Annotated in this window: 23 protein-coding genes; 13 read left to right on the top strand and 10 right to left on the bottom strand. The window is 70.2% G+C overall.

The annotated features are described in order from the left end of the window. Positions 1 to 85 precede the first annotated feature (85 nt). Complete coding sequence (locus tag ABD798_RS06305; RefSeq protein ID WP_344871567.1) at positions 86 to 370, bottom strand: DUF6355 family natural product biosynthesis protein; 285 nt, start codon at positions 368 to 370, stop codon at positions 86 to 88. Between the two features lie 592 nt (positions 371 to 962). Continuing rightward, a complete protein-coding gene (locus ABD798_RS06300) occupies positions 963 to 1,454 on the bottom strand; it encodes a beta-class carbonic anhydrase (RefSeq protein WP_344871565.1) in 492 nt (163 codons plus the stop codon). A 186-nt stretch (positions 1,455 to 1,640) separates the two neighbouring features. Between ABD798_RS06300 and ABD798_RS06295 the strand changes: the two genes are divergently transcribed. Next, positions 1,641 to 2,363 (top strand): hypothetical protein, encoded by a 723-nt coding sequence (locus ABD798_RS06295; RefSeq protein ID WP_344871563.1) that lies wholly within the window; start codon positions 1,641 to 1,643, stop codon positions 2,361 to 2,363. Here ABD798_RS06295 and disA read toward each other — a convergent pair. Beyond that, positions 2,360 to 3,424 carry a DNA integrity scanning diadenylate cyclase DisA gene (gene disA / locus ABD798_RS06290; protein WP_344871561.1) on the bottom strand — a complete coding sequence of 355 codons (1,065 nt, stop codon included), beginning with the start codon at positions 3,422 to 3,424 and terminating at the stop codon, positions 2,360 to 2,362. The two genes, ABD798_RS06295 and disA, sit on opposite strands and share 4 nt — an antisense overlap. Positions 3,425 to 3,688: 264 nt before the next feature. On the opposite strand from disA, the gene ABD798_RS06285 reads away from it, so the two are divergent. The 3 genes from ABD798_RS06285 to ABD798_RS06275 are packed head-to-tail and all read left to right on the top strand — an operon-like array spanning position 3,689 to position 6,256. Further along, positions 3,689 to 4,252: an RNA polymerase sigma factor gene (locus ABD798_RS06285; protein ID WP_344871559.1), complete on the top strand. Its 564-nt coding sequence runs from the start codon at positions 3,689 to 3,691 to the stop codon at positions 4,250 to 4,252. Further along, the gene (locus ABD798_RS06280; RefSeq protein ID WP_344871557.1) at positions 4,249 to 5,184 is read left to right on the top strand and encodes a hypothetical protein; all 936 of its coding nucleotides are present in this window, start codon (positions 4,249 to 4,251) and stop codon (positions 5,182 to 5,184) included. The genes ABD798_RS06285 and ABD798_RS06280 overlap by 4 nt, the downstream gene beginning before the upstream one ends. 52 nt (positions 5,185 to 5,236) lie before the next feature. Next, on the top strand, positions 5,237 to 6,256 hold the full coding sequence (locus ABD798_RS06275; protein WP_344871555.1) for a S1 family peptidase: 1,020 nt from the start codon (positions 5,237 to 5,239) through the stop codon (positions 6,254 to 6,256). Here ABD798_RS06275 and radA read toward each other — a convergent pair. After that, positions 6,253 to 7,644 (bottom strand): DNA repair protein RadA, encoded by a 1,392-nt coding sequence (radA, locus tag ABD798_RS06270; RefSeq protein WP_344871553.1) that lies wholly within the window; start codon positions 7,642 to 7,644, stop codon positions 6,253 to 6,255. The genes ABD798_RS06275 and radA overlap by 4 nt on opposite strands. Positions 7,645 to 7,755: 111 nt before the next feature. Beyond that, complete coding sequence (locus ABD798_RS06265; protein ID WP_344871552.1) at positions 7,756 to 8,541, bottom strand: copper chaperone PCu(A)C domain-containing protein; 786 nt, start codon at positions 8,539 to 8,541, stop codon at positions 7,756 to 7,758. A 337-nt stretch (positions 8,542 to 8,878) separates the two neighbouring features. On the opposite strand from ABD798_RS06265, the gene ABD798_RS06260 reads away from it, so the two are divergent. Genes ABD798_RS06260 through ispF form a run of 3 tightly spaced genes read left to right on the top strand, consistent with a single transcriptional unit; the run spans position 8,879 to position 10,581 of the window. After that, positions 8,879 to 9,367: a CarD family transcriptional regulator gene (locus ABD798_RS06260; RefSeq protein WP_030428277.1), complete on the top strand. Its 489-nt coding sequence runs from the start codon at positions 8,879 to 8,881 to the stop codon at positions 9,365 to 9,367. Positions 9,368 to 9,391: 24 nt separating this feature from the next. Further along, the gene (ispD, locus tag ABD798_RS06255) at positions 9,392 to 10,090 is read left to right on the top strand and encodes a 2-C-methyl-D-erythritol 4-phosphate cytidylyltransferase (RefSeq protein ID WP_344871549.1); all 699 of its coding nucleotides are present in this window, start codon (positions 9,392 to 9,394) and stop codon (positions 10,088 to 10,090) included. Then, on the top strand, positions 10,087 to 10,581 hold the full coding sequence (gene ispF, locus ABD798_RS06250) for a 2-C-methyl-D-erythritol 2,4-cyclodiphosphate synthase (protein ID WP_344871547.1): 495 nt from the start codon (positions 10,087 to 10,089) through the stop codon (positions 10,579 to 10,581). Before ispD ends, ispF begins: the two co-directional genes overlap by 4 nt. 190 nt (positions 10,582 to 10,771) lie before the next feature. Here ispF and ABD798_RS06245 read toward each other — a convergent pair whose 3' ends face one another. Next, entirely contained in the window at positions 10,772 to 11,023 is a 252-nt protein-coding gene (locus ABD798_RS06245) for a hypothetical protein (protein WP_344871545.1), read from the bottom strand. Between the two features lie 215 nt (positions 11,024 to 11,238). Here ABD798_RS06245 and ABD798_RS06240 point away from each other — a divergent pair, with 215 nt between their 5' ends. From ABD798_RS06240 to ABD798_RS06215, 6 genes are all read left to right on the top strand, one after another. Continuing rightward, positions 11,239 to 12,555, top strand: coding sequence for an MFS transporter (locus ABD798_RS06240; protein ID WP_344871543.1), 1,317 nt, complete (start codon positions 11,239 to 11,241; stop codon positions 12,553 to 12,555). A gap of 9 nt (positions 12,556 to 12,564) precedes the next feature. Continuing rightward, the gene (locus ABD798_RS06235) at positions 12,565 to 13,221 is read left to right on the top strand and encodes an HAD family hydrolase (protein ID WP_344871541.1); all 657 of its coding nucleotides are present in this window, start codon (positions 12,565 to 12,567) and stop codon (positions 13,219 to 13,221) included. A 33-nt stretch (positions 13,222 to 13,254) separates the two neighbouring features. Continuing rightward, a complete protein-coding gene (cysS, locus tag ABD798_RS06230) occupies positions 13,255 to 14,646 on the top strand; it encodes a cysteine--tRNA ligase (protein WP_344871539.1) in 1,392 nt (463 codons plus the stop codon). Beyond that, complete coding sequence (gene rlmB / locus ABD798_RS06225) at positions 14,646 to 15,602, top strand: 23S rRNA (guanosine(2251)-2'-O)-methyltransferase RlmB (protein WP_344871537.1); 957 nt, start codon at positions 14,646 to 14,648, stop codon at positions 15,600 to 15,602. Before cysS ends, rlmB begins: the two co-directional genes overlap by 1 nt. A 227-nt stretch (positions 15,603 to 15,829) precedes the next feature. After that, on the top strand, positions 15,830 to 17,263 hold the full coding sequence (locus tag ABD798_RS06220; protein ID WP_344871536.1) for an MBOAT family O-acyltransferase: 1,434 nt from the start codon (positions 15,830 to 15,832) through the stop codon (positions 17,261 to 17,263). A 19-nt stretch (positions 17,264 to 17,282) separates the two neighbouring features. After that, positions 17,283 to 18,599, top strand: a complete 1,317-nt coding sequence (locus tag ABD798_RS06215; protein WP_344871535.1) for an alginate O-acetyltransferase AlgX-related protein — start codon at positions 17,283 to 17,285, stop codon at positions 18,597 to 18,599. 2 nt (positions 18,600 to 18,601) lie between these two features. Here the strand turns inward: ABD798_RS06215 and ABD798_RS06210 are convergent, their stop codons facing one another. The 4 genes from ABD798_RS06210 to ABD798_RS06195 form a co-directional block, all read right to left on the bottom strand. Continuing rightward, on the bottom strand, positions 18,602 to 19,465 hold the full coding sequence (locus ABD798_RS06210) for a metal ABC transporter permease (protein ID WP_344871534.1): 864 nt from the start codon (positions 19,463 to 19,465) through the stop codon (positions 18,602 to 18,604). Positions 19,466 to 19,471: 6 nt separating this feature from the next. Continuing rightward, a complete protein-coding gene (locus tag ABD798_RS06205) occupies positions 19,472 to 20,269 on the bottom strand; it encodes a metal ABC transporter ATP-binding protein (protein WP_344871533.1) in 798 nt (265 codons plus the stop codon). 9 nt (positions 20,270 to 20,278) lie between these two features. Then, entirely contained in the window at positions 20,279 to 21,238 is a 960-nt protein-coding gene (locus ABD798_RS06200; RefSeq protein WP_344871532.1) for a metal ABC transporter solute-binding protein, Zn/Mn family, read from the bottom strand. 132 nt (positions 21,239 to 21,370) lie between these two features. Beyond that, positions 21,371 to 22,471 carry an ABC transporter ATP-binding protein gene (locus ABD798_RS06195; protein WP_344871531.1) on the bottom strand — a complete coding sequence of 367 codons (1,101 nt, stop codon included), beginning with the start codon at positions 22,469 to 22,471 and terminating at the stop codon, positions 21,371 to 21,373. Positions 22,472 to 22,526: the final 55 nt, after the last annotated feature.

The raw sequence follows: 22,526 nt of genomic DNA, 5'->3' as shown, positions 1-22,526 counted from the left end.
CTCCATTCGCGGGGATGCGAATCGCATTCGCCGTATCGGGAGCGAAAGAGTGCGGCCACATGGCCGCGCTTCGGGAGGTCTCGGCTCAACAGCCTCTCATGTACCAGGCATTCTGGACGATGCTGGCTCGACCGAGCGGGGTCCAGCCCGGCAGAAGGCACCAGTCCACATCATTCCAAGTCTTGTAGTCGATGTGGACCAGGACCTTTCCGGAGCCGCAGTGGTGGTAGTAGGCGCTGCCGTCCTCGTCGGCGACATATCCGCAGTCAGGGTCCTGAGGTGCTGGTGTCGCGCTCGCCGTCGCGGTGGTGGTCGTTCCGGCGGCGACCGCCGCCACGATCGCCACGGCGATCCGGATGTTCCTGCGCACAGTTCTGTCTCTTCTCTTCGTGAGGATTGCGATTCAGGGCTGTTCGAGGGAGTTCGTGAAGTCGATGCGGATGTTCGGGGTCGCGCATGAGTTCTCCCTTGTGCGAAGAACCCTCTTGCTGCGAGGTGAAACTTATCGAGACTCAGGGAGATCAGTGAGGGCCTTCAGGCGCTGTTGAAGACCCTCGCCTTCAGGGATGAATGCGAACGCGATTCTATTCCTGGGATTCTTTCACGAGCGCGTCGTGCTGAACGGCGCCCTGGACTATCATATTCAAATAGAAGTGAGCTGGCGTCTCGCGTGAACCTTGGGTGTCCGGCGAGTGAATGCAAGAAATTCTGTCTGCATGATGGGATTGCACGTTCAACGCACTGGAACTCAACTCCGTCAACCTGATCAAGGCTGTGTAGCCCATGACGTGGTCTACGACCTCGTCGTGGGCTACGCGTTCGCGATGTCCTCGGCCCTTGCGGATGTGCTGGTTCCGGTGCGGTCAACGATGATCAACAGGGGGTTGGGTGGTCTTGAAGACAACCCAACCCCCGGCGACACAGCGGCCGGAGCTCTCAGCTCGGCCGCGTGTGGGACAGGGCTAGACGACCTCGTCCAGCAGGCCGGTCGCGACGTCGTAGACGAAGCCGCGGACGTTGTCGGGGCTGGGCAGGAAAGCGCTGCGCCGCACACGTTCCACGGACACCTTCACGCTGTCCTTCACCTCGCGGAAGGCCTCGACGGCCCAGGTCGGCCGCAGGCCGGTGTCCTCCTCGACGAGTGTCTTGAAGTCGTCGTCGGTGATCTGCGACAGGCCGCAGTTGGTGTGCTGCATGACGATGACCTCGCGCGTGCCGAGCAGGCGCTGGCTGATGGTCAGCGAGCGGATCACGTCCTCGGTGACGATGCCGCCCGCGTTGCGCAGGATGTGCGCCTCGCCGTGCTTGAGCCCGAAAACGTCGAACACCTTGATGCGCGCGTCCATGCACGTGACGATCGTCAGCGCGAGGCTGGGCACCGGCGTCTGGATCTCCGGGTGCCCGAGGTCCTTGCCCTGAGCGTGCCTGGCCAGCAGTTCGTTGATCGCGCTCACGGCGCCGCCTCCTGGTCGTTCCGGTGCACTGGAGCCGCGACGCTGCGGCTGTGGTCACGACCATGAGAACCCGAGGTGAACGGCACTGACAACCGTTCCTGGTCGAATATCACGCGGCTGCGACACACCCGTACGGGTTACAGTGACCTCCACCACTCTCCGCAATCACGGGGTTACGGTCAGGCCGTGTTGCAGCCGGTGGGTCCCCTCCCCGAGTCGGTGTACTGGCGCCGACGCGCGGTGGCTATTGCGGTCGGCGTGGGAGTGCTCCTCGCCGGCGTCTGGGGTGTGACCGCGATGGCGGGCGGTGGTGAAGACCCCGCCGTGCGCCCCGCGGCCAACCAGAGCGCGGAAGCGCCGAAACCCCCGCCCCCCGCCACGTCCTCGCCCGAGCAGTCGCCGAACCCCTCGGTGCCCGGCTCCGCGACGCCCACCTCGGGTCCTCCGCCGCCGAGCACCGAACCCGCGCCCCCGCCGCCCCCACCTCCTCCGCCACCGCCACCCCCGCCGCCTCCCGGCCCGTGCCCCGACCAGGCGATGAAGCTGACCACCGAGGTCGGGCAGCCGGAGTACCGCGTGGGCCAGCGCCCCGAGCTGCGCCTGGTGATCGCCAACTCCGGGCCCGTCGCGTGCTACCGGGACCTCGACGCCGGACTCCGCGAGATCGTCGTGACCAGCGTGGACGGTGGGACCAGACTGTGGTCCAGCAACGACTGCTACGCCTCGAACTCGCCGAACTCGCGGCTGTTGCAGCCGGGGGAGGGCCAGATGTTCAAGGTCGCGTGGGCGGGCCGCACCTCGGCCCCCGGCTGCGCGGGCAAGCGGACCTCGGTGCCCGCCGGTGACTACCTGGTGGTGCCCAAACTCGGTGCCCTGCAAGGACAACCGACGCCGCTGCGGCTGAACTAGCCGTAGCGCTCGATGATGGAGGTCTCGGCGAGCCGGGACAGGCCCTCGCGCACCACCCGGGCCCGCGTCTCGCCGACCCCCTCCACCTCCTGGAGGTCGCTCACCGTCGCCGACAGCAGCGCCTGCAACGAGCCGAAATGCTCGACCAGCCGGTGCTGCACCGGAACGGGAAGCCGGGGAATCCTTGCCAGCAAACGGTATCCGCGCGGGCTGAGCTGCTTTTCCAGCGAGTCCACCTCGCCGGGGTGACCGAAGGCGCGCGCGATGGAGCACAGGTCCAGCAGCTCCGTTCCGTCCAGTTCGCTCAGCGCCGAGGACACCTCGGCCAGCTCCGCGACGGCGTAGTCGCGCAGCACCAGTTCGCGGTCCAGCTCGACCCCGCCTAGCAGCTCGTCCAGCTGGAGTTCGATCAACCGCCCGTCGACGCCGAGCTCCACCACGTGCCCGGTGATCTCGCTGGCGATGCGCTCCACCATCTCGAGCCGCTGCACCACCGCCATCGCGTCCCGCAGCAGCACGAAGTCCTCGGTCTCCAGCGCGGACAGGGCCTGGGTGACCTCGTCCAGCCGCGCCCGGTAGCGCTCGAGGGTGGACAGCGCCTGGTTCGCCAGCGACATGATCGTCGCGGAGTCGGTGAGCACGTGCCGCCCGCCGTCGGCGTAGACGCTGATGATGCTCATCGACTGGCTGACCGAGATCACCGGGTGGCCGGTCTGGATCGCGGTGCGCTCGGCGGTGCGGTGCCGGGTGCCGGACTCCTCGGTCGGGATGGTCGGATCGGGCACGAGCTGCACGTTGGCGCGCACGATCCGCTTCGCGTCGGTGGAGAGCACCAGTGCTCCGTCCATTTTGGACAGTTCGCGCAGCCGCGTCGAGCTGAACTCCACGTCCAGCTCGAACCCGCCGTCGCAGAGCGACTCCACCGCCTCGTCGTGGCCGAGCACGATGAGTCCGCCGGTGCGCCCGCGCAGCACGCGCTCCAGCCCGTCCCGCAGCGGTGTCCCGGGTGCCAGGCGCGCGAGCGTCGCGCGGACCAGCTCGGACCGCCCCCGTTCGCCCACAGCCGCTCCTTCCGGTTCGTCAGCCGATCCTACGGCCCTTCACCTGCGGAAACCGGTTTCACGAGATGCGGAGATCAACACCACGCGAGGTGCACGGTCGCTGACCCGCTGTCAGCGGCGACCGCCCGTGCTGACAGGATTGGCCGGGTACCGGTCGCGTAGCTCGGGGCACGAGGCCGGAACGTTTCCGGGGGCCCGCGCGCCGCTCGGGGGTGCGCGGGCCGCCTCCGGGAACGCCGCGCGCCGCTGCGGCAAAGACCCTGTGTGCAGACTGAGAGCGTGCTGGACCACGGGCCGGGCGAGCACCCGGACCTGACGGAGCCCGGCGGCGATGCCGTGATCGTGGCCCTCTACGACGCGCATTCCCGTGCGCTGCACCGCTACCTGGCCCGCAGGGTCGGGCAGGACCTGGCCGACGACCTCGTCGCCGAGGCCTTCCTCGTCATGTGGGAGCGGCGTGGCGACTACGACCCGCGCCGGGCGAGCGCGCGGGCCTGGCTCTTCGGCATCGCCACCAACCTCGCTCGCATGCACGAGCGCACGGAGGTCCGCAAGCTGCGGGCGTGGGGGCGAGAGCTGGGCAGGGGGCTCGACGTCGAGCCGCCCGACGCCCGCGCGGCAGCGGCCGTCGACGCTGAGAACGACGTGGGCCGCTACGCCGAGGCGCTCGCCGGACTTCGGCAGGAAGAGCGCGACGTGCTGCTGCTGACCGCGTGGGCCGACCTGAGCCCCGCCGAGATCGCCAAGGTCCTCGACCTGCACGTGACCACCGTGCGAACGCGCCTGTACCGGGCGCGCGGCCGCCTGCTCAAGAGGGGAAAGCCATGACCGAGCACAACCGCCTCCTCGGAGCGATCCGCGCCGATGTCGAGGAGATGAGCGAGGAGGCGTTCCAGTCGGGGCGCGAGCGGCTGCTCACCGCCACGAAGAACCAGGAGCTGCCTCGGGTGCACCGCCTCGCCGAACGTGAGCGGCCCCGCCGGTCCCCGCTCGTCGCCGCAGCGGCAGCCGCTGTCGTCGTGGTCTGCATCGGTGGCGGGGCCGTCTACCTGAACTCAGCCCCCGAGGTCGCCGTTCCCGCCGCCGCACCGACCTACGGAACGACCATGCCGCCGGAGATGCCGCTACAGCCGCTGAACCGCGCGGGGGAGCTGCTCGGGAAGGTGTCCGACCAGCCGCAGCTGCCGAACCAGCTCCGCTACGTCGCCGAAAGGACGATCGTCCGCGAGAGCGCGGGTCAGATGAGGCGCGAGACGCTCACCGAGTGGTGGATTCCCGGCAACCGCGACGGCGCGTGGTCCAGCCGCCGCGACGGCGGTGCGGTCGAACTGCGCACTCCGTCTTCGCTCGCTTCCGCCGCAGTGGTCGAAGCCGAACACGTCGTCGCCCAGCTCCCGCGTGATCCCCGGCAGCTCTACGCGGCGATCACCGCCCGGTTCCCGTCCTCGCCATCCGCGAACCAGCTCTTCTTCTCCTACGCCAAGTCGTTGCTCGTGGCGAACAAGGTTCCGGCGGAGCTGCGCGTTCCGCTGTTCCAGGCGCTCTCTCACGTTCCCCGCATCGAGGTGCGCAACAACGGGGTGGAGGTCTCCCTGACGATGTACTTCGACAACGACGTGTCGGAGACGTTGATCATCGGCAGCCGGGACGGTCGACTGCTCAGCACCAGCAGGACGTTCTGGGGCTCCCCGCAGACGCTCACGTGGAGCGGCTACGAGTACGGGGTCGTCGACGCGGTGGGCGAGCGGCCGACGCGCTGAGCCTCCCGGCTATCGTGATCACCCCTTGTGGTCGAGCGGGTTCGGAGCGCACATGTTCGGTCGACGCCTGGTGGCGCTGCTGTGCGTCGCCGCCCTGTGCCCCACGGGCGCCGCGGCGGCTGCGCCGTCCACTGTGGACACTCTGTTCTCCTTGCAGGCCAAGGATCTTCCCGCCGACCTCATCGATGCGGTGCGCCGGGACCTCGGCATCGACGCCCCGACCTACCTGGAGCAGGCGTGGCGGGCGTCCGGGCGCGCCGAGTCCCCGCTGGAACGACCGCTGCGCGCACTGCTGCCCTCGCGCGGCGTCGCGGCGGGCGTGGGCGTGCGGCTCACCACGGCCGCTCGCGGTCAGGTCGGGCTGTGCACGCTCGGCTTCCTCGCCGTGGACGACATGGGTCGCTCCACGCCGTTGACCGCCGGGCACTGCGCGGCGTTGACCAGCGCGGAGAACGCGGAGCTGGAGCGCGGCGGTGTCCTCGGCCGCTTCGACACCGTTCGCTTCGACGACCTCCGCTCCGGAGGCAGCGGTGACGACTACGCCACCGTGCGCCTCACCAACCCGTGGCTGCGCCCGGCCGCCGAAGTGATCGACCAGCGTGGCGGGCGGGTGCCCGTGGAAGGCGTCGCGGCTCCGGTCGAGGGCATGCCCGTGTGCAAGTCCGGCCGCACCACCGGGTGGACGTGCGGGCGCGTTCGCAAGCAGCGCGTGCACGCGGTCTCCGGCTCGACCGGGCGCCGCATCGAGGCTTTCGCGCACACCGCGTGCTCCGGCGTCGGGGACAGCGGCGCTCCGGTGCTCTCCGGCACCCTCGCCGTCGGCGTGCTCCAGGGCGGAACCCAAGCACCCGGCGGACGCTGCCTGGCCGAGTCCGGGGGCGAGGCAGTCGCGGAGAGCCTCGTGCACGACGTGCTGCCGGACTTCCCCGGGACGCTGTTCGTCCTCACCACCACCGGCGACCAGGACCGAGACGGCAAGCCCGACACCGAGGAGCTGGCCGCCGATCCCACCGCCGTCCGCGACGACAACGACAACGGCGTTCCCGCGTTCCGCGACCCCGCCGAGCACTAGTCCCGCTCGGACTCCTCTCGGAGGGCCTTGCCTTCCTTGCGGAGGATGCGCAGAGCTGCCTGGAGGTCCTCGACCACGCTCACCCGCATGCCCTTCGGCATCGGGCCGGAGTCCGGGGGCACGAGCGCCCTGGTGAAGCCGAGCCGCATCGCCTCGGTCAGCCGCCTGCCCGCGCCCGCGACGCGCCGCACCTCGCCCGCGAGCCCGACCTCGCCGACGGCGACCATGTCGGGCGGCAGCGCGATGTCCCGCGCGGCGGAGGCGATGGCCAGCGCGAGCGCGAGGTCCGCGGCGGGCTCGACGACCTTCATCCCGCCGACGGTCGCCGCGTAGACGTCGGAGGCGCCGATCCGCACCTTCCCCCGTCGCTCCAGCACGGCGAGCACCATCGCCACCCTGGCTGAGTCCAGCCCGCTGACCGCGCGCCTCGGCTGGGGCATGGAGGACTGCGCGACGAGGGCCTGCACCTCGGCCAGCAGCGGGCGCTTGCCCTCGACCACGACGGTCACCGCCGTGCCCGCGACCGCGACCTCCCGCTTGTTCAGGAACAGCCCGGAGGGATCGGGCACGCCGACGATGCCCTCTTCGACCAGCTCGAAGCAGCCCACCTCGTCGGAGGGGCCGAAGCGGTTCTTCACACCGCGCAGCAGCCGCAGCGTCGAGTGCCGGTCGCCCTCGAACTGGAGCACGACGTCGACCAGGTGCTCCAGCACGCGCGGACCGGCGACCGAACCGTCCTTGGTGACGTGGCCGACCAGGACCACGGGAAGGCCGCGTTCCTTGGCGAGCGCGACCAGCGCCGTAGCCACCGCGCGGACCTGGGTGACACCACCGGCCGAGCCCTCGGCGGTCGCGGTCGCCATGGTCTGCACGGAGTCCACGATCAGCAGGCCGGGCTTCACCGCGTCCACGTGCCCGAGCACTCCGCCGAGGTCGCTCTCGGCGGCCAGGTACAGCTCGTCGTGCAGCGCGCCGGTGCGCTCGGCCCGCAGGCGCACCTGACCGGCCGACTCCTCGCCGGTCACGTACAGCGCCGGGGTTCCCGAGCCCGCCGCCCAGCGGTGCGTGACCTCCAGCAGCAGGGTCGACTTGCCGACACCGGGCTCTCCGGCGAGCAGGATCACCGCGCCGGGCACGACTCCGCCGCCGAGCACGCGGTCCAGCTCGCCGAGCCCCGACGGGCGCGCGCGGGCGGACTCCACGTCGACCTTGGCGATGGGCATCGCGGGCGCGGCCGGAGCGCCCGCCGCCACCTTCGCCAGCGCGGGCCTCGCCGCGGCGGCCTCGGCGATGGTGCCCCACGCCTGGCACTCCGGACAGCGCCCGACCCACTTGGCCACCTCGTGACCGCAGTCTGCGCAGCGGTAGATCGCTCGGGTTCTCGCCACGACCGCAACGCTAGGGCCACCCACCGACAACTCCGCGCCCGCCCGCCGAAGACGGAGGCGGCGCTCACCACGTGGGTGAACGCCGCCTCCGGGACGAGCCTTGCGGGTCGGTCAGTGACCGTCGCCGGCGGGCTTGGTCTGGTTGTGCTCGCCGCCGCCGTGCTCCGAACCGCCACCGTGGCCGCCGCCACCCGTTGCCGGGGTGCGGGGCTCGCTGTCGTTGGCGATCGGCACCTGGAGGGTGACCTCACCGGCGTTCTGGAAGGTGAAGGTCACCGCGACGGTCTGGCCGGGGCGGAGTTCCTTGCCCAGCCCCGTGACGACCAGCTCCACGACGCCGACCTTGGTGGCCGAGCCGCTGGCGGTGGTGGTCGGGCGGACCGAGCCGCTCGGGGTGGTCGTGGTCGCCGCACCCGTCGTCGAGGACGGGGTGCCCGAGGACGCGGCACCGGTGGTGCTGCTCGGGGCGGAGGACTTCGGCGCGCTCGCGCGCTCCAGCACCTTGGCGGTGAGCGCGAAGCCCGCGGGCAGGTCGGTGCTGCCGCTGACCTTCACCTCACCGGCGCCCGCGGCGGAGACCTTGACCAGCTTGTCGGCCTTGGTGCCCTGGTTGACGATCGTCACCTTCAGCGGGGCGTCGGTGCCCGCCGAGTAGAACTTCTCGGCGGGGAAGGCGAACTCGGCCTCGCGCAACGCGATCGCGCCGTCCTTGCTCTGGCCGAAGGCGCCGTTCACGGCGGCCACCTGCTGGTCGGTCTGGGTGTGCATCCCCGCACTGCACCCGGTGACGACCAGCGCGACCCCGAGCCCGACGGCGACCGGGACCATCCGGAGGCGCGAGGTCCTCGGGCTCCCGGCCGGGGCGACCATGCTGACGGCCTGCTCTGCGCGGCTCACGGTGCTCGATCCTCCATGTCGATGATCGACTGCCTGCGGTCGACGCTGCGACCAGCTGGCGATCTGGCAGCGCGAAGCGTAGCCCGATGGTGCGGGGGGCTCGCGGCCAACCCGGTTGTGACCACTCGCACGGTTTCGTTGCCCCGCGCGGCAATCAGCGCGACACACCGCGCGGGTGCGCTGGGCGGATTTCCCCCAAACGGTTGCCCATGGCACGCCCCGCGCGGGTTTGTCAACCCCTCCCATGAGGGCTGACCTGCGGTTACCCAGCACACGGCTGCCGATGCGACAACGGTGGACGTGTTAGGATGGTGTCAGCGAAAGGGGCAGAGGACACATGGTTTTTAAGGTCGGAGAGACCGTCGTCTACCCGCACCACGGTGCCGCTCTCATCGAAGCGATCGAGACCCGAACGATCAAGGGCGAGGAAAAGAAGTACCTCGTTCTCAAGGTCGCTCAGGGCGATCTGACCGTGCGCGTTCCCGCGGACAACGCCGAGATCGTCGGTGTTCGGGACGTCGTCGGTCAGGAGGGCCTGAACCGGGTCTTCGAGGTGCTGCGTGCTCCCCACACCGAGGAGCCGACCAACTGGTCTCGGCGGTACAAGGCAAACCTGGAGAAGCTCGCCTCCGGCGATGTGAACAAGGTTGCCGAAGTGGTGCGCGATCTCTGGCGGCGGGAGAAGGACCGCGGCCTGTCCGCTGGTGAGAAGCGCATGCTTGCCAAGGCTCGGCAGATACTGGTGAGCGAGTTGGCGTTGGCCGAAGGCACCGACGAGGACAAGGCCGAGGTTCTCCTCGACGAAGTTCTCGCCACCGCCTCCTGACCCACGCCTGAACAGCCGTCCGCCGTGAGCGTTGTCGCGCTCGTGCCCGCAGCGGGGCGCGGTGAACGGCTCGGTGCCGCGGTGCCGAAGGCACTCGTCGAACTCGACGGCGAGTCGCTTCTGGTGCACGCGGTGCGTGGACTGTGGGCGTCGGGGTGCGTGCACCACGTGGTCGTCGCCGCGCCACCCAACCAGATAGACGTCGTGACCGCCGCACTGAGTTCGCTCGGTGCGGCGGTCACTGTCGTTTCCGGGGGTGCAGAGCGCACCGAGTCCGTGTGGCTCGCCCTCCAGGCCGCCGTTGCTGAGGTCCCGGACACCGAGGTCGTCCTCGTGCACGACGCGGCCCGCGCCTTCACCCCGCCCGCCATGATCCGCTCGGTCGTCGAGGCGGTCCGGGCGGGCGCCCCCGCCGTCGTCCCCGTGCTCCCGCTCGCCGACACGGTGAAGCAGGTCGACGCCGACGGGCGCGTGCTCGCCACCGTGGACCGCGCGTCGCTGCGCGCCGTGCAGACCCCGCAGGGCTTCGAACGCGGAGTCCTCGTCCGCGCCCACGAGGCGGCCGCGAAGGCCGCGCTGGGGGCGACCGACGACGCGGGGCTGGTGGAGCGGCTGGGCGAACCCGTGCTGACGGTGGCGGGGCACACCGATGCTATGAAGATCACCACCCCGTTCGACCTCGCGGTCGCCACGGCCCTGCTCACCCACCGAGGACGTCTTTGACCCAGCAGCAGATCTGGCCCCGCGTCGGCGTCGGCACCGACGTGCACCCCGTCGAGCCGGGCAGGGAGTGCTGGATGGCCGGGCTGCTGTGGCCCGAAGCGGACGGCTGCGCCGGGCACTCCGACGGGGACGTCGCCGCGCACGCGCTGTGCGACGCCATGCTCTCCGCGATCGGGCTCGGCGACCTGGGCGCGGTGTTCGGCACCGGTGACCCCCGCTGGTCCGGGGCGCACGGGGCGGACATGCTCGCCGAGGTGCGCAGGCGGATCGAGGAGCGGGGCTGGCGGCTGGGCAACGCCGTCGTGCAGGTGATCGGCAACGCGCCGCGCGTCGGCAAGCGCAGGGACGAGGCGCAGCGGGCGCTGTCGGCCGCCGCCGGCGGTGAGGTCGCGGTCTCCGGGACCACCACGGACGGTCTCGGGCTGACCGGACGGGGTGAGGGCGTCGCCGCCGTCGCCACCGCGATGCTGGTTCCCACCGAGCCCGCCTGAAAGTCGAAATCGGCCACCCGCGTCGCGTGAATATGTCTCGGATGCGTCTCGGTCACGACAAGTGCGGCCTGCAAAATACATTCCCGGTGGACGTCCGGTTGTAAACCGCATTAGGCCAGAACGCCTAACGGGAATTGTGTGAAAAAGTGAAGGGGCTGACGCCGGACGGGTCCCAAGCCACCACCCGGCGTCAGCCAAATTCAGAGGGCGCGGTGCGCGCCAGTACGGTCATCGGCCGAATCGCCAGCTCGCGGCCCCGGCTGACCACGCGATCGCAGTGCACGAACGCCGAGGTCCTCCGGCGTGCACGGATCTCACGGGTCGCACGGCGAGCCTGCCTGCGAGCGCGTGCAAAATGCAGTTTTTCGGACGAGCGGACCGCTTCCCACACGAACACCAAAAGCAACACGAAGGCGGGGACCAGTGACACCAGAAGGGACATCGCTGACCTCCTCACGATCCGCGTGCGGTGTGTCGTGGGTCTCGCAGTGGTTGATGTAGAAGGTCCTCTCCGCCCGCTCGGGACTAAAGCCCTGAATAAAAATTTGTGACCTTAAATTTCTCCCAACATGCCGCAACCTGGCACTTCTGTTCTCGGCCCGCTACGGGCGGTGTACTTTCGGGCACCTTGCGTGGCCCTGGGACGAGGAGAACGCGGTGGCGAACACAAGGACGGCTGGCGGTGCGGCGCGGACACAGCCGCGCATCGGCACGATCGCGATGGCGAGCTTCATCGGCACATCCATCGAGTTCTACGACTTCTACATCTACGGAACGGCCGCGGCCCTCGTGCTCAACGGGGCCTTCTTCCCCAACCTGTCACCGCTGGCCGGACAGCTCGCCGCGTTCTCGACCTTCGCGGTCGCCTTCATCGCCCGGCCGGTCGGCTCGCTGCTGTTCGGTCACTTCGGCGATCGCGTCGGCCGCAAGTCCATGCTGGTGGCCTCGCTGCTGACCATGGGCTTAGCCACCGTGGGGATCGGGCTGCTGCCCGGCTACGAGACCATCGGCGTGGCCGCGCCGATCCTGCTGGTGGTGCTGCGCTTCGTGCAGGGCATCGGCCTCGGCGGCGAGTGGGGCGGCGCCGTGCTGCTCGCCGCGGAGAACGCCCCGGACGCCAAGCGCGGGTGGTACGGGGTCTTCCCGCAGTTCGGCCCCGGCGTCGGCTACTTCGGCGCCGCGGCGTCCTTCCTCGCGCTGTCGGCGACCATGGACAACGAGGACTTCACCAGCTGGGGCTGGCGGGTGCCGTTCCTGGCGTCGGCGGTGCTGGTGATCATCGGCCTGCTGGTGCGGATCAGGCTGGTCGAGACGCCCGCCTTCGCCGAGGTGCTGCGCAAGCGCGAGCGCAGCTCGATGCCGGTGATCGACATGTTCCAGTCCTCGTCGTGGCGGCTGCTGCTCGGCGCGGGCACGATGGTGATCAGCTACGTGCTGTTCTACCTCGCGACCACGTTCATGCTCTCCTACGGCACGGTCACGCTGGAGATCCCGCGCGACACCATGCTGACGCTCCAGATCGTGACGATCTGGGCGATGATCGTCGGCACCGCGATCTCCGGCTGGGCCTCGGACAAGTTCGGCCGCAGGGCCGTGCTGATCTTCGGCTGCGTGTTCGCCGCCGCGGTCGGGCTCGCGCTGCCGCTGCTGGCCTCCACGGGCTCGCCGAACCTCGTCGCGACGGCGCTCGCGCTGATGCTCGGCGCGATGGGCCTGTGCTACGGCCCGATCGGGTCCTTCCTGCCGGAGCTGTTCGAGGTCCGCTACCGCTACACGGCAGCGTCATTCGCGTACACGATCGGTGGCGTCGTCGGTGGCGGCTTCGCGCCGCTGATCGGCACCGAGCTGGCCGCGCGCTACGGCATCTCCTCCGTCGGCTGGTACCTGGCGGCCGTGGCCGCGCTCAGCGCGCTGTGCGCGATCATCCTGCCGGAGACCAAGAACACCAGCTTGCGGATGGTCGAGCGCGACTAGCGTGGCGGCGTGACGATTCGCGGGGTGTTGTTCGACTTCTCCGGCACGCTGTTCCGGCTGGAGGTCGCCAGCGGCTGGCTCGACGGGATCATGGACGACGCCACGGCGTCGGAGCTGATGCGGAAGATGACGGCGCCGGTGACCGCCGAGTCCGACGTGCCGGAGGACTTCGACCGCCGGGACCTCGACGAGCTGACGCACCGGCGCGTGCACGTGGAAATGCTTGTGCGCGCCGGTGTCGGCGACCACGCCAAGGCGGACACCGTCTACGACCGGCTGCTGGAACCCGAGTCCTGGAAGCCGTTCCCGGACACCGAGGCCGTCCTGCGCGGGCTGCGCGAGAGCGGCGTGCCCGTGGTCGTGCTGAGCAACATCGGGTGGGACATCAGGACCGTCTTCCAGCACTACGGCCTGCTCGACCTCGTCGACGACGTGGTGATGTCGTACAAGGAAGGTCTGCTCAAGCCCGACGCCGAGCTGTTCCGCATCGCCTGCGCGCGGCTCGGCGTGCCACCGGAGCACGTGCTCATGATCGGTGACAGCGAGGAGGCTGACGGCGGAGCGGCCGCGCTGGGCAGCGCTGTGGCGATCGTCGAACCGCTGCCGACCGACCAGCGACCGGACGCGCTCGCCGCCGCCTTGAAAGCGCGTGGAGTGATGCGGTAAAGACCCGATCGGGCGGCGCCGTACCATCGACGGGTGAGCCTGCGCATATATGACACCGGAACCAGGAGCATGCGGGAGTTCTCCCCGCTGCGAAGCGGAGCCGTGTCGATCTACCTGTGTGGGGCCACCGTCCAGGGGGTTCCGCACATCGGACACGTGCGCAGCGGTCTCAACTTCGACGTGCTCCGACGCTGGCTGACGCACCTGGGCAACGACGTCACGCTCGTGCGCAACGTCACCGACATCGACGACAAGATCCTGTCGAAGGCCGCGGAAGCAGGCCGTCCGTGGTGGGAGTGGGCCGCGACGCACGAGCGCGAGTTCATCTCCGCCTACGACGCGCTCGGCTGCCTGCCCGCCTCCGTGGAGCCCCGGGCGACCGGCCACGTCACGCAGATGGTCGAGCTGATGCAGCGGTTGATCGACGCCGGTCACGCCTACGCGGCGAACGGCGACGTCTACTTCTCCGTGTCCTCCTACTCCGAGTACGGCGCCCTGTCCGGCCAGCGGCCCGACGAGGTGCAGCAGGGCGAGACGGGCACGGAGGGCAAGCGCGACCCGCGCGACTTCACGCTGTGGAAGAGCGCCAAGCCCGGCGAGCCCTCGTGGCCGACGCCGTGGGGGCCGGGCCGTCCCGGCTGGCACCTGGAGTGCTCCGCCATGGCGGGCGCCTACCTCGGGTCCGAGTTCGACATCCACGGCGGCGGCCTGGACCTGGTCTTCCCGCACCACGAGAACGAGCAGGCGCAGTCCAGGGCGGCCGGTGACGGCTTCGCCGGCTACTGGATGCACAACGCCTGGGTCACGCTGAGCGGCGAGAAGATGTCCAAGTCGCTCGGCAACACGGTGTCCATCCCGGCGATGCTGGAGCGCGTGCGCGCGGTCGAGCTGCGCTACTACCTGGTGACGCCGCACTACCGCTCGAACATCGAGTACTCCGAGGAAGCCCTGCACGACTCCGTGCTCGGCTACCGGCGGATCGAGTCGTTCCTGCGCCGCGTCGTCGAGCGTGTCGGTGCCCCGGAGCCGGGTGCGCTGACCGAGGACTTCGTCAACGCGATGAACGACGACCTCGGCACCCCGGCCGCCGTCGGCGCCGTGCACACCGTCGTGCGCGAGGGCAACGCGGCGCTGGACTCGGGCGACCGGGACGGCGTGCTGGCCGCGGCGGGTTCGGTGCGCGCGATGATGGGCGTGCTCGGGCTCGACCCGCTCGACTGCTCGTGGAGCGGTAAGTCCACTGTGGACACAGGGGCGCAGAAGGTGCTCGGCGCGCTGGTCGAAGAACTGCTCGAACAGCGCAAGGACGCCCGCAAGAACAAGGATTTCGCAGCTGCGGACGCGATTCGGGACCGCCTGATCGCCGTCGGCGTCGCCGTCGAGGACACCCCCGACGGTCCGAAGTGGACATTGAAGGACTGCTGATGGCAGGCAACTCCCGGCGCAAGGGCGCCATGCGCAACCCCGGTAGCAAGAAGGGGGCGGTCGTCGGTTCCGGCGGCCAGCGGCGCAAGGGACTCGAAGGCAAGGGCCCGACGCCGTCCGCGGCGAACCGGCCCAACCACCCCGCGGCCAAGCGCGCCGCCACGGCGGCCAAGGCCCAGGCAGCGCGCAAGAAGAAGGAATCGGGGCCCGAGCACGTCGCGGGCCGCAACCCGGTCGTGGAGTGCCTGCGCGCCGGTGTGCCGTCCACGGCGCTGTACGTGGCGCTGGGCATCGAGACCGACGAGCGCGTCGCCGAGGCCGTGCGCCTCGCGGGTGACCGTGGCATCTCGGTGCTGGAGGTCTCCAAGTCCGAGATCGACCGGCTGACCAACAACGCCATGCACCAGGGCCTCGCGCTCCAGGTGCCGCCGTTCTCCTACACCCACCCCGACGACCTGCTGTCGCTCGCGGTGGACTCCGGGGACCCGCCGCTGATCGTCGCGCTGGACGGGGTGACCGACCCGCGCAACCTCGGCGCGGTCATCCGCTCCGCCGCGGCCTTCGGCGCGCACGGTGTCGTCGTGCCGCAGCGCCGGAGCGCGGGCATGACGGCCGTGGCGTGGCGGACCAGCGCGGGCACGGCGGCGAAGCTGCCCGTCGCGGTGGCGGTCAACCTCAACCGCACGCTCAAGGACTGGGCCAAGCAGGGGCTGATGATCGTCGGCCTCGACGCGGACGCCACCGTGAGCGTGGACGAGCTCGACGTGGCGACCTCGCCGATGGTGCTCGTCGTGGGCTCCGAGGGCCGAGGCATGTCACGGCTGGCCAAGGAGTACTGCGACCAGACCGTCGGCATCCCGATGGCCGCCGGGGTCGAGTCGCTCAACGCCTCCGTCGCCGCGGGAGTCGTCCTCGCGGAGATCGCCCGCCGTCGTCGCGCCGCCGGTCGCGCCTGATCAACGCCTCTTGTGGTGCGTTGAGCGCCCTGAACGACCCGTTGAGTGCGCTGGAGTACCTGAACGACCCGTTTGGTGCGTTGAACGCACTGAACGGGTCGTTCAGTGCTTCTAGGTACCTAAACGGGTCGTTCGGTGCGTGGGGCGGTTGAGTGAACCCACGGGGGCATTGGTTACGTTCACTGCGACGAACGGTGGAGCGGGCAGGAACCTCGGGGGTGGGCTGAGTGTCTTTCGCGAGCCCCTTGTTCCTGTGGTACTTCATGCCGATCGTGCTCGGCGCGATCCTGCTGCTGCCCGGACGGTGGCGCAACGGCGTCGTCGCGGTGGCGAGCCTGGTGTTCTACGCGAGCGGTGCGGGCGGGACCACGCTGCTGTTGCTGGCGTGCATCGTCGTGAACTACTTCGTGGGGCCGTCGCTCGAACCCGATGAGTGGGACCTGAACCCGCGACGGCGGCGCGGCCTGCTGATCGGCGTGATCAGCTTCGACGTGGCCGTGCTGGTGGTGTGGAAGTACGCGGGCTTCGCGACGCAGCAGGCCGCCGCGCTCGCCGGACTGGTCGGACTCGACCTGCCGGTGGTGCAGCTGGTGCTGCCGATCGGCATCTCCTTCTACACCTTCCACCACATCTCCTATGTGGTGGACATCTACCGGGGCGAGCGACCCGCGCTGCGCAACCCGGTCTCCTTCGTCACCTACATCGCGATGTTCCCGCAGCTCGTCGCGGGCCCGATCGTGCGCTACCGGGAGATCGCCGACCAGCTGCCCCAGGTCCGCACGCACCGGATCGACGACATCGCGTCGGGCTTCCCCCGCTTCGCGCTGGGGTTGACCAAGAAGGTCGTCGTCGCGGACTCGCTCGCGCCGCTCGTCGAAGCCTGCTTCAGGACGCCGCCGGGCCAGATGACCTTCGCCATCGCTTGGCTCGGCGCGATCGGCTACACGCTTCAGCTGTACTTCGACTTCTCCGGCTACTCCGACATGGCCATCGGGCTCGGGCGGATGCTCGGCTTCCGGCTGCCGGAGAACTTCGCGCGGCCGTACTCCTCGGTGACCGTCACGGAGTTCTGGCGGCGCTGGCACATGTCGCTGTCGCGGTGGTTCCGGGACTACGTCTACATCCCGCTCGGCGGCAACCGGCACGGCGTCGCCAAGACCTACCGCAACCTGACGATCGTCTTCGTGCTGACCGGTTTCTGGCACGGTCCGAACTGGACGTTCCTCGTGTGGGGCCTGTTCCACGGGCTGCTTCTGGTGATCGAGCGCTCGCGCCGGTGGGACGCCCCGCCCCGCCCCGGCTGGCCCCGGGTGGCTCGGCGCGCGCTGACGCTGCTGCTCGTGGTGTTCGGCTGGGTGTTCTTCAAGTCCGCCGACCTCGGCTCGGCGTTCGCGATGATCGGCCACATGTTGGTGCCGGACCTCGGCGGCATCACCGACCTCGTCGAGTCCGCGATGACCAACCAGCGGACCCTGATCCTGCTCGTGGCGCTGTCGGTGTTCTTCCTGCCCGCAGGGCCGGTGACGGGGCCTTACCTGGAGTCCGTGCGCGGGCGGCTCGCCTCGTCGCTGCGGATCGGCGTGATGACCGCCGGGCTCGCGTACTCCGCCATCCTCGTGGCCACCGGCACCTTCTCGCCGTTCCTCTACTACCAGTTCTGACGGGAAGTACGGTGGGCTCGTGACGGTGCGGGACGAGGGCTTCAAGCTGCCTCAGGTGCATGAGGCGTGGCTGCCGAGGGAGCACTCGCTGCACCGGCCCCGCCACGGCAAGCGGCAGTTCGTCGCGTTGATCTCGGCCATCGCCTTCTTCGCCACTCCGCTGGCCGCGTGGACGCTCGGTGCGCGGCCGGTGGCCTTCGAGAACCGCGAGATCGTCGCGTTCCCCTCGCTCGCCGACGGGTTCGCGTTCTTCACGAAGCTGCCGCAATGGGCGACCGATCACTTGGTGTTCCGGCAGGACGCCGTGCACGCGACGGACTGGATCAGCGAGACGTTCTTCGGCGAGCCGGTGCCGTTGGACGGCGGGAACGGCGGCGGTGGCCCAGTGCCCGCCAACCCGATCGCGCCACCCGCGCCGACGGAGCCGACGGGCCCGGAGCAGGTGCTGCCGCCGGACAGCTCCGGCTTCGTGAAAGTGGTGCAGGGCAAGGACGGTTGGCTGTACTTCGGCGGCGACGCGCAGAGCAAGTGCCAGCCCGCCCAGCCGCTGGACCGCACGCTGGCCCAGGTGAACCGGCTGCGGTCGATCGTGGAGCGGTCCGGGCGGAAGTTCGTTCTGGTCGTCGCGCCGGACAAGAGCACGGTCGTGCCGGAGAAGCTGCCGGACAGCTATCCGGGCCGGGACTGCTCGCGGCAGCCGAACGCCGACTTCTGGGCTCGGTTCGTGGCCGAGGCTGGGGCGGTGGATCTCCGCCCGCAGCTGGCCGCAGCCGCCGCCGAGGTGAAGCACGAGGTCTACCACCGGCAGGACACGCACTGGACCGACGAGGGCGCCCTGGTGATGACGCGGCGCCTCGCCGACATCGTGCAGCCGGGTGTCAGCCGCACCTGGGTCACCGAGGTCGAGCGCACGTGGAAGTCCACCGGCGGAGACCTCGCCGCGCTGATGGGGCGCAAGGGCGAGATGTCGGGCACGCGGTACCGGCTGCGCCCTGATGGCACCGTCGACCGGACCCGGCCCATCGGCACCAAGTTCCCCGAGCCGCTGACGTTGCGGACCGCGCAGGGCCCCGGCATGGTCGCTCCGAGGGTCGCCGTGCTGACGGACTCCTTCAGCCAGGCCGCGGCGCCGTACCTCGCGGCCACCTTCGCCAACCTGACGTTGCAGAACTACCTGGACTTCGCGAAGAGCCCTGAGGCCGCCGCCGCCACCATCGCCGGTCAGGACGTCGTGGTCGTGCAGATGGTGGAGCGCAACCTGGCCGCAGGCGGCGGAACCCTTGTGATGCCCCAGTTCCTCGACCGCTTCGAGCAGCTCCTCCCGCCCCGCCGCTGAGATCAGGCGCGGCGGGCGGAGAGGGTGCGGAGGCGGGCTGTGCCCACTGCGCGGCAGACCAGGTAGATGACGAACGAGATCGTGGTGATGAAGGCGCTCACCGGGACGCCGGGCGCCAGGGAGAGCAGGATTCCGCCCAGCGCGGCGATCTCGGCGAAGACCACGGAGAGCACGATCGCCATGGTCGGGTTCGCGGTGAGGCGGGCCGCGGCGGCGCCGGGCGTGACCATCAGGGCGAGCACCAGGAGCGCGCCGACGGTCTGCACTCCGAGCGCGGTGGCGACGCCGACGAGGACCGCGAAGAGCGGCGTCAGCGCGCGCACGGGAACACCGCGCGCGACGGCTACTTCGGAATCGACGCTGGCGAACAGCAGCGGGCGGTAGATGAACCCGAAAACCACGAGAACGGCGAGCGCGGCGACGGTCAGCAGCACGAGATCGGCCGAGTCGACACCGACGATCTGCCCGATCAGCAGGCTGAACTTGTTTGAAGTGCGCCCGGGATACAGGGCGAGCAGGAGTACACCCAGGCCCAGCCCGAATGACAACACAGCGCCGATGACGGAGTCGCGTTCGCCGTCGCGCTGACCGAGCAGGCCGAGCAGCAGCGCGGCGACCACGGAGCCCGCGAGCGCGCCACCGCCGACGCTGGTGCCGATGAGCAGAGCGGCGGCGGCGCCGGTGAAGGCCAGCTCAGCGGTGCCGTGCACGGCGAAGGACATCCGCCGGGCGACCACCATGGGCGCGAGCGCTCCGGAGACCAGGCCCAGCACGGCGGCGGCGAGCAGCGCGTTGCGGACGAAGTCGTAGCCGAGCAGCTCCAGGGTGGCGTTGAAGTCGAAGAGCTTGCCGAAGAAGTCCTCCACGCCCGCTCAGCCCTTCGCCTCGACGTGGTGGTGCACGGTGGCCCCGTCCTGTTCGGCGCCGACCACCACGATGCGGTCGCGCACCCGCAACACCTCGATGGGCGTGCGGTAGAGCTCGCTGAGCGTCTCGGAGGTCATCACCTCGTCGGGCGTGCCGACCCGGAAGCGGCCGTCGACGAGGTAGAGCACGCGGTCCACGAACGGCAGGATCGGGTTGATCTCGTGCGTCACGAACAGCACCCCCGCCCCGCGCAGCTTGGCCTGCTCGGCGATGAGGCCGCTGACCACGCGCTGCTGGGCCAGGTCGAGCGAGAGCAGGGGCTCGTCGCAGAGCAGCACCTCGGGCCCGGCTACGAGGGCCTGGGCCACGCGCAACCGCTGCTGCTCGCCACCGGAGAGCAGGCCGACGGGCATGTGCGCGTAGCTCTGCGCGCCGACCTCGCTGAGGATCTCGTCGACGCGCGCGCGGCTGGACCGGCGCGAGCCGAAGCCCCACCGGTGACCGTCGAGGCCGAGCGAGACGAGGTCGCGCCCGCGCACGCTGAGCGTGGCGTCCACGGAGCGCTGCTGCGGGATGTAGCCGACGCGCGTGCTGCCGCGCCGCGCGGGCTCGCCGTGGATCTCCACGGTGCCCGAGGACAGCGGCTGGAGGCCGAGCAGCACGCGCAGCAGGCTGGTCTTGCCGGAGCCGTTGGGGCCGAGCACGGCGAGGAACTCACCTGGCGCGACGTCGAGGTCGAGCCCGTCCCACAACACGCGCGGGCCGTACGCCAGCCGCGCGCCCCGCAACCTCACGACACCCAACGCGCTCTCCTACTTCTTCGGCAGTGCCTTGGCGAGCGCGTCGACCTGGGCGCTCATCCACTGCTGGTAGTTCTTGCCCTGGGGCAGCGTCTCAGTCAACTCCACCACCGGGATGCCCGCCGCGACGGCCTTGGTCTTGACCTGCTTGGTCACCCCGGACTCGGTCTGCGGGTTGTAGATCAGCACGACGGCCTGCTTGCCGGTGATCAGCTTCTCCAGGTCGGCGATGGCGGCGGCGGGCGGGTCGTTGCCCTCCTCGACGGCCTTGCTGAACTGCGCTGGGGTCACGTCCTTGAGCCCGGCGTGGGTGATCAGGTTCGCCGCGACGGGCTCGGTCGCGATCACCGAAGCGCCCTTGTTGGCCTCGCCGAAGGCGTGCACGCGCTTGTCCAGCGCACCGACCTCGTCCTTGAACTTCTTGGCGTTCTCGGTGAACTTCGCCTTCGCGGCGGGGAGCAGGTCGCCGAGGCGCGCGGCCAGCTCGTCGGCGACCTTGGAGACGGTGTCGAAGTCGTACCAGACGTGCTCGTTGTGCTCGCCGGAACCGTGCCCGTGGTCGTGCCCGTGCTCGTCGGCCCCCTCGGAGGTGGTCTCGTTGGCGTGCTCGTCGAGCTTGACCGCCTCGATCACCACGGCGTTGGGCTGCACCAGCTTGCCGATGGCGTCGTCGTAGCCGCCGCCGTTGAACACCACCAGGCCCGCGTCCTTCACGGCGGCGCTGTCGGCCGGGGTGACCTGGTAGGAGTGCGGGTCGACGCCGCCGCCGGAGATCAGCGCCTTGACCTCGATCTCCTCGCCGCCCACGGTCGAGGCGATGTTGCCCCACACGTCGGTGGAGGCGACGACCTTGAGCTTGGCGGAGCCGGAGCCGCCGGGCTGCTGACCCTGGGGTGCTGCGCCGCCGCAGCCGGTGAGCACGAGCGCGGCGGCGGTCAGGCCGACGAGCAGCCGGGGGTTGCGGACGGTCATGGGCGGCACTCCTAGGCGACACTCGAACAGGTAATGGAAACCGTTGTCGAGTTCACCATACGAGCACGAGACCGGCCCCCGTCCAGCTGGAGCGGACGAGGGCCGGAATTGTGATGCGATAGACGCCCGGGATCAGCCCTGGATGCGGGCGCCGGACTCCGGGTTGAACAGGTGGATCTCGGTGTTGTCGCGCAGGCCGACGCGCACGGTCTGGCCCAGCACGGGCGGGGTGCGGCCGTCGACCCGGACGATGAAGCGCTCCGGGCGGTCGGCGATGCGCACCGAGCCGTAGACGTAGGCGTCCGCGCCCAGCTCCTCGACCAGCTCGACGGTCAGCTCCATGCCGGCCTCGTCCGCGCCGACCAGGCCGAGCGACTCCGGGCGGACGCCGAAGGTGACCTCCTTGAGGCCCTCCGCGCCGACCTTGTCCAGGGTGGTCCTCGGCAGCGGGACCTCCAGCCCGTCCAGCTGCGCGCCCGCGGCGGTCAGCGGAACGGTCTTGAGGTTCATGCCGGGGGAGCCGATGAAGGCCGCCACGAACGCGTTGGCCGGGGTCTCGTACAGCGCGCGCGGGGTGTCGCACTGCTGGAGCAGGCCGTCCTTGAGCACCGCGACGCGGTGGCCCATGGTCATGGCCTCGACCTGGTCGTGGGTGACGTAGATCGTCGTGGTGCCCAGCCGCCGCTGGAGCGCGGCGATGTTGGCGCGGGTCTCGACGCGGAGCTTGGCGTCGAGGTTGGACAGCGGCTCGTCCATCAGGAAGACGCTGGGTTCGCGCACGATCGCGCGGCCCATCGCGACGCGCTGCCGCTGGCCGCCGGAGAGGGCCTTGGGCTTGCGGTCGAGGTACTTCTCCAGGTCGAGCATCTTGGCCGCCTCGGCGACCTTCTCCTTGATCTGCGGCTTCGGCACACCGCGCAGCTTCAGCGCGAAGCCCATGTTCTCGCCGACGGTCATGTGCGGGTACAGCGCGTAGGACTGGAACACCATCGCGATGTCACGGCCCTTGGGCGGGACGTTGGTGACGTCCTTCCCACCGATCTCGATGGCGCCCTCGTCAACGTCCTCCAGCCCGGCCAGCATGCGCAGCGCAGTGGACTTGCCCGAACCGGACGGCCCGACCAGGACCAGGAACTCGCCGTCAGCGATGTCCAGCTTCAGCTCGTCGACCGCCCGCACCGGCGGGCTGCCCGGGTACACCCGGGACGCGTTGACGTAGGCGACCTCGGCCATGTGTGGGTCCCTTCACTTCACTGTGCGGCGAGAAAGTCAAGGTAGCTGTTCAGAA

This window comes from Allokutzneria multivorans (assembly GCF_039537405.1).
Taxonomy (GTDB): Bacteria; Actinomycetota; Actinomycetes; order Mycobacteriales; family Pseudonocardiaceae; genus Allokutzneria; species Allokutzneria multivorans.
Note: the sequence above shows the minus strand (reverse complement) of the source record. Positions and strands in the feature narration are given on the sequence as shown.

Excerpts from the sequence above, each read along its gene's own strand:
- ABD798_RS06280 (WP_344871557.1), top strand. The coding sequence starts at position 4,249 with ATGACCGAGCACAACCGCCTCCTCGGAGCGATCCGCGCCGATGTCGAG.
- ABD798_RS06275 (WP_344871555.1), top strand. The coding sequence starts at position 5,237 with ATGTTCGGTCGACGCCTGGTGGCGCTGCTGTGCGTCGCCGCCCTGTGC.
- ABD798_RS06260 (WP_030428277.1), top strand. The coding sequence starts at position 8,879 with ATGGTTTTTAAGGTCGGAGAGACCGTCGTCTACCCGCACCACGGTGCC.
- ABD798_RS06245 (WP_344871545.1), bottom strand. The coding sequence starts at position 11,023 with ATGTCCCTTCTGGTGTCACTGGTCCCCGCCTTCGTGTTGCTTTTGGTG.
- rlmB (WP_344871537.1), top strand. The coding sequence starts at position 14,646 with ATGGCAGGCAACTCCCGGCGCAAGGGCGCCATGCGCAACCCCGGTAGC.
- ABD798_RS06200 (WP_344871532.1), bottom strand. The coding sequence starts at position 21,238 with ATGACCGTCCGCAACCCCCGGCTGCTCGTCGGCCTGACCGCCGCCGCG.
- ABD798_RS06195 (WP_344871531.1), bottom strand. The coding sequence starts at position 22,471 with ATGGCCGAGGTCGCCTACGTCAACGCGTCCCGGGTGTACCCGGGCAGC.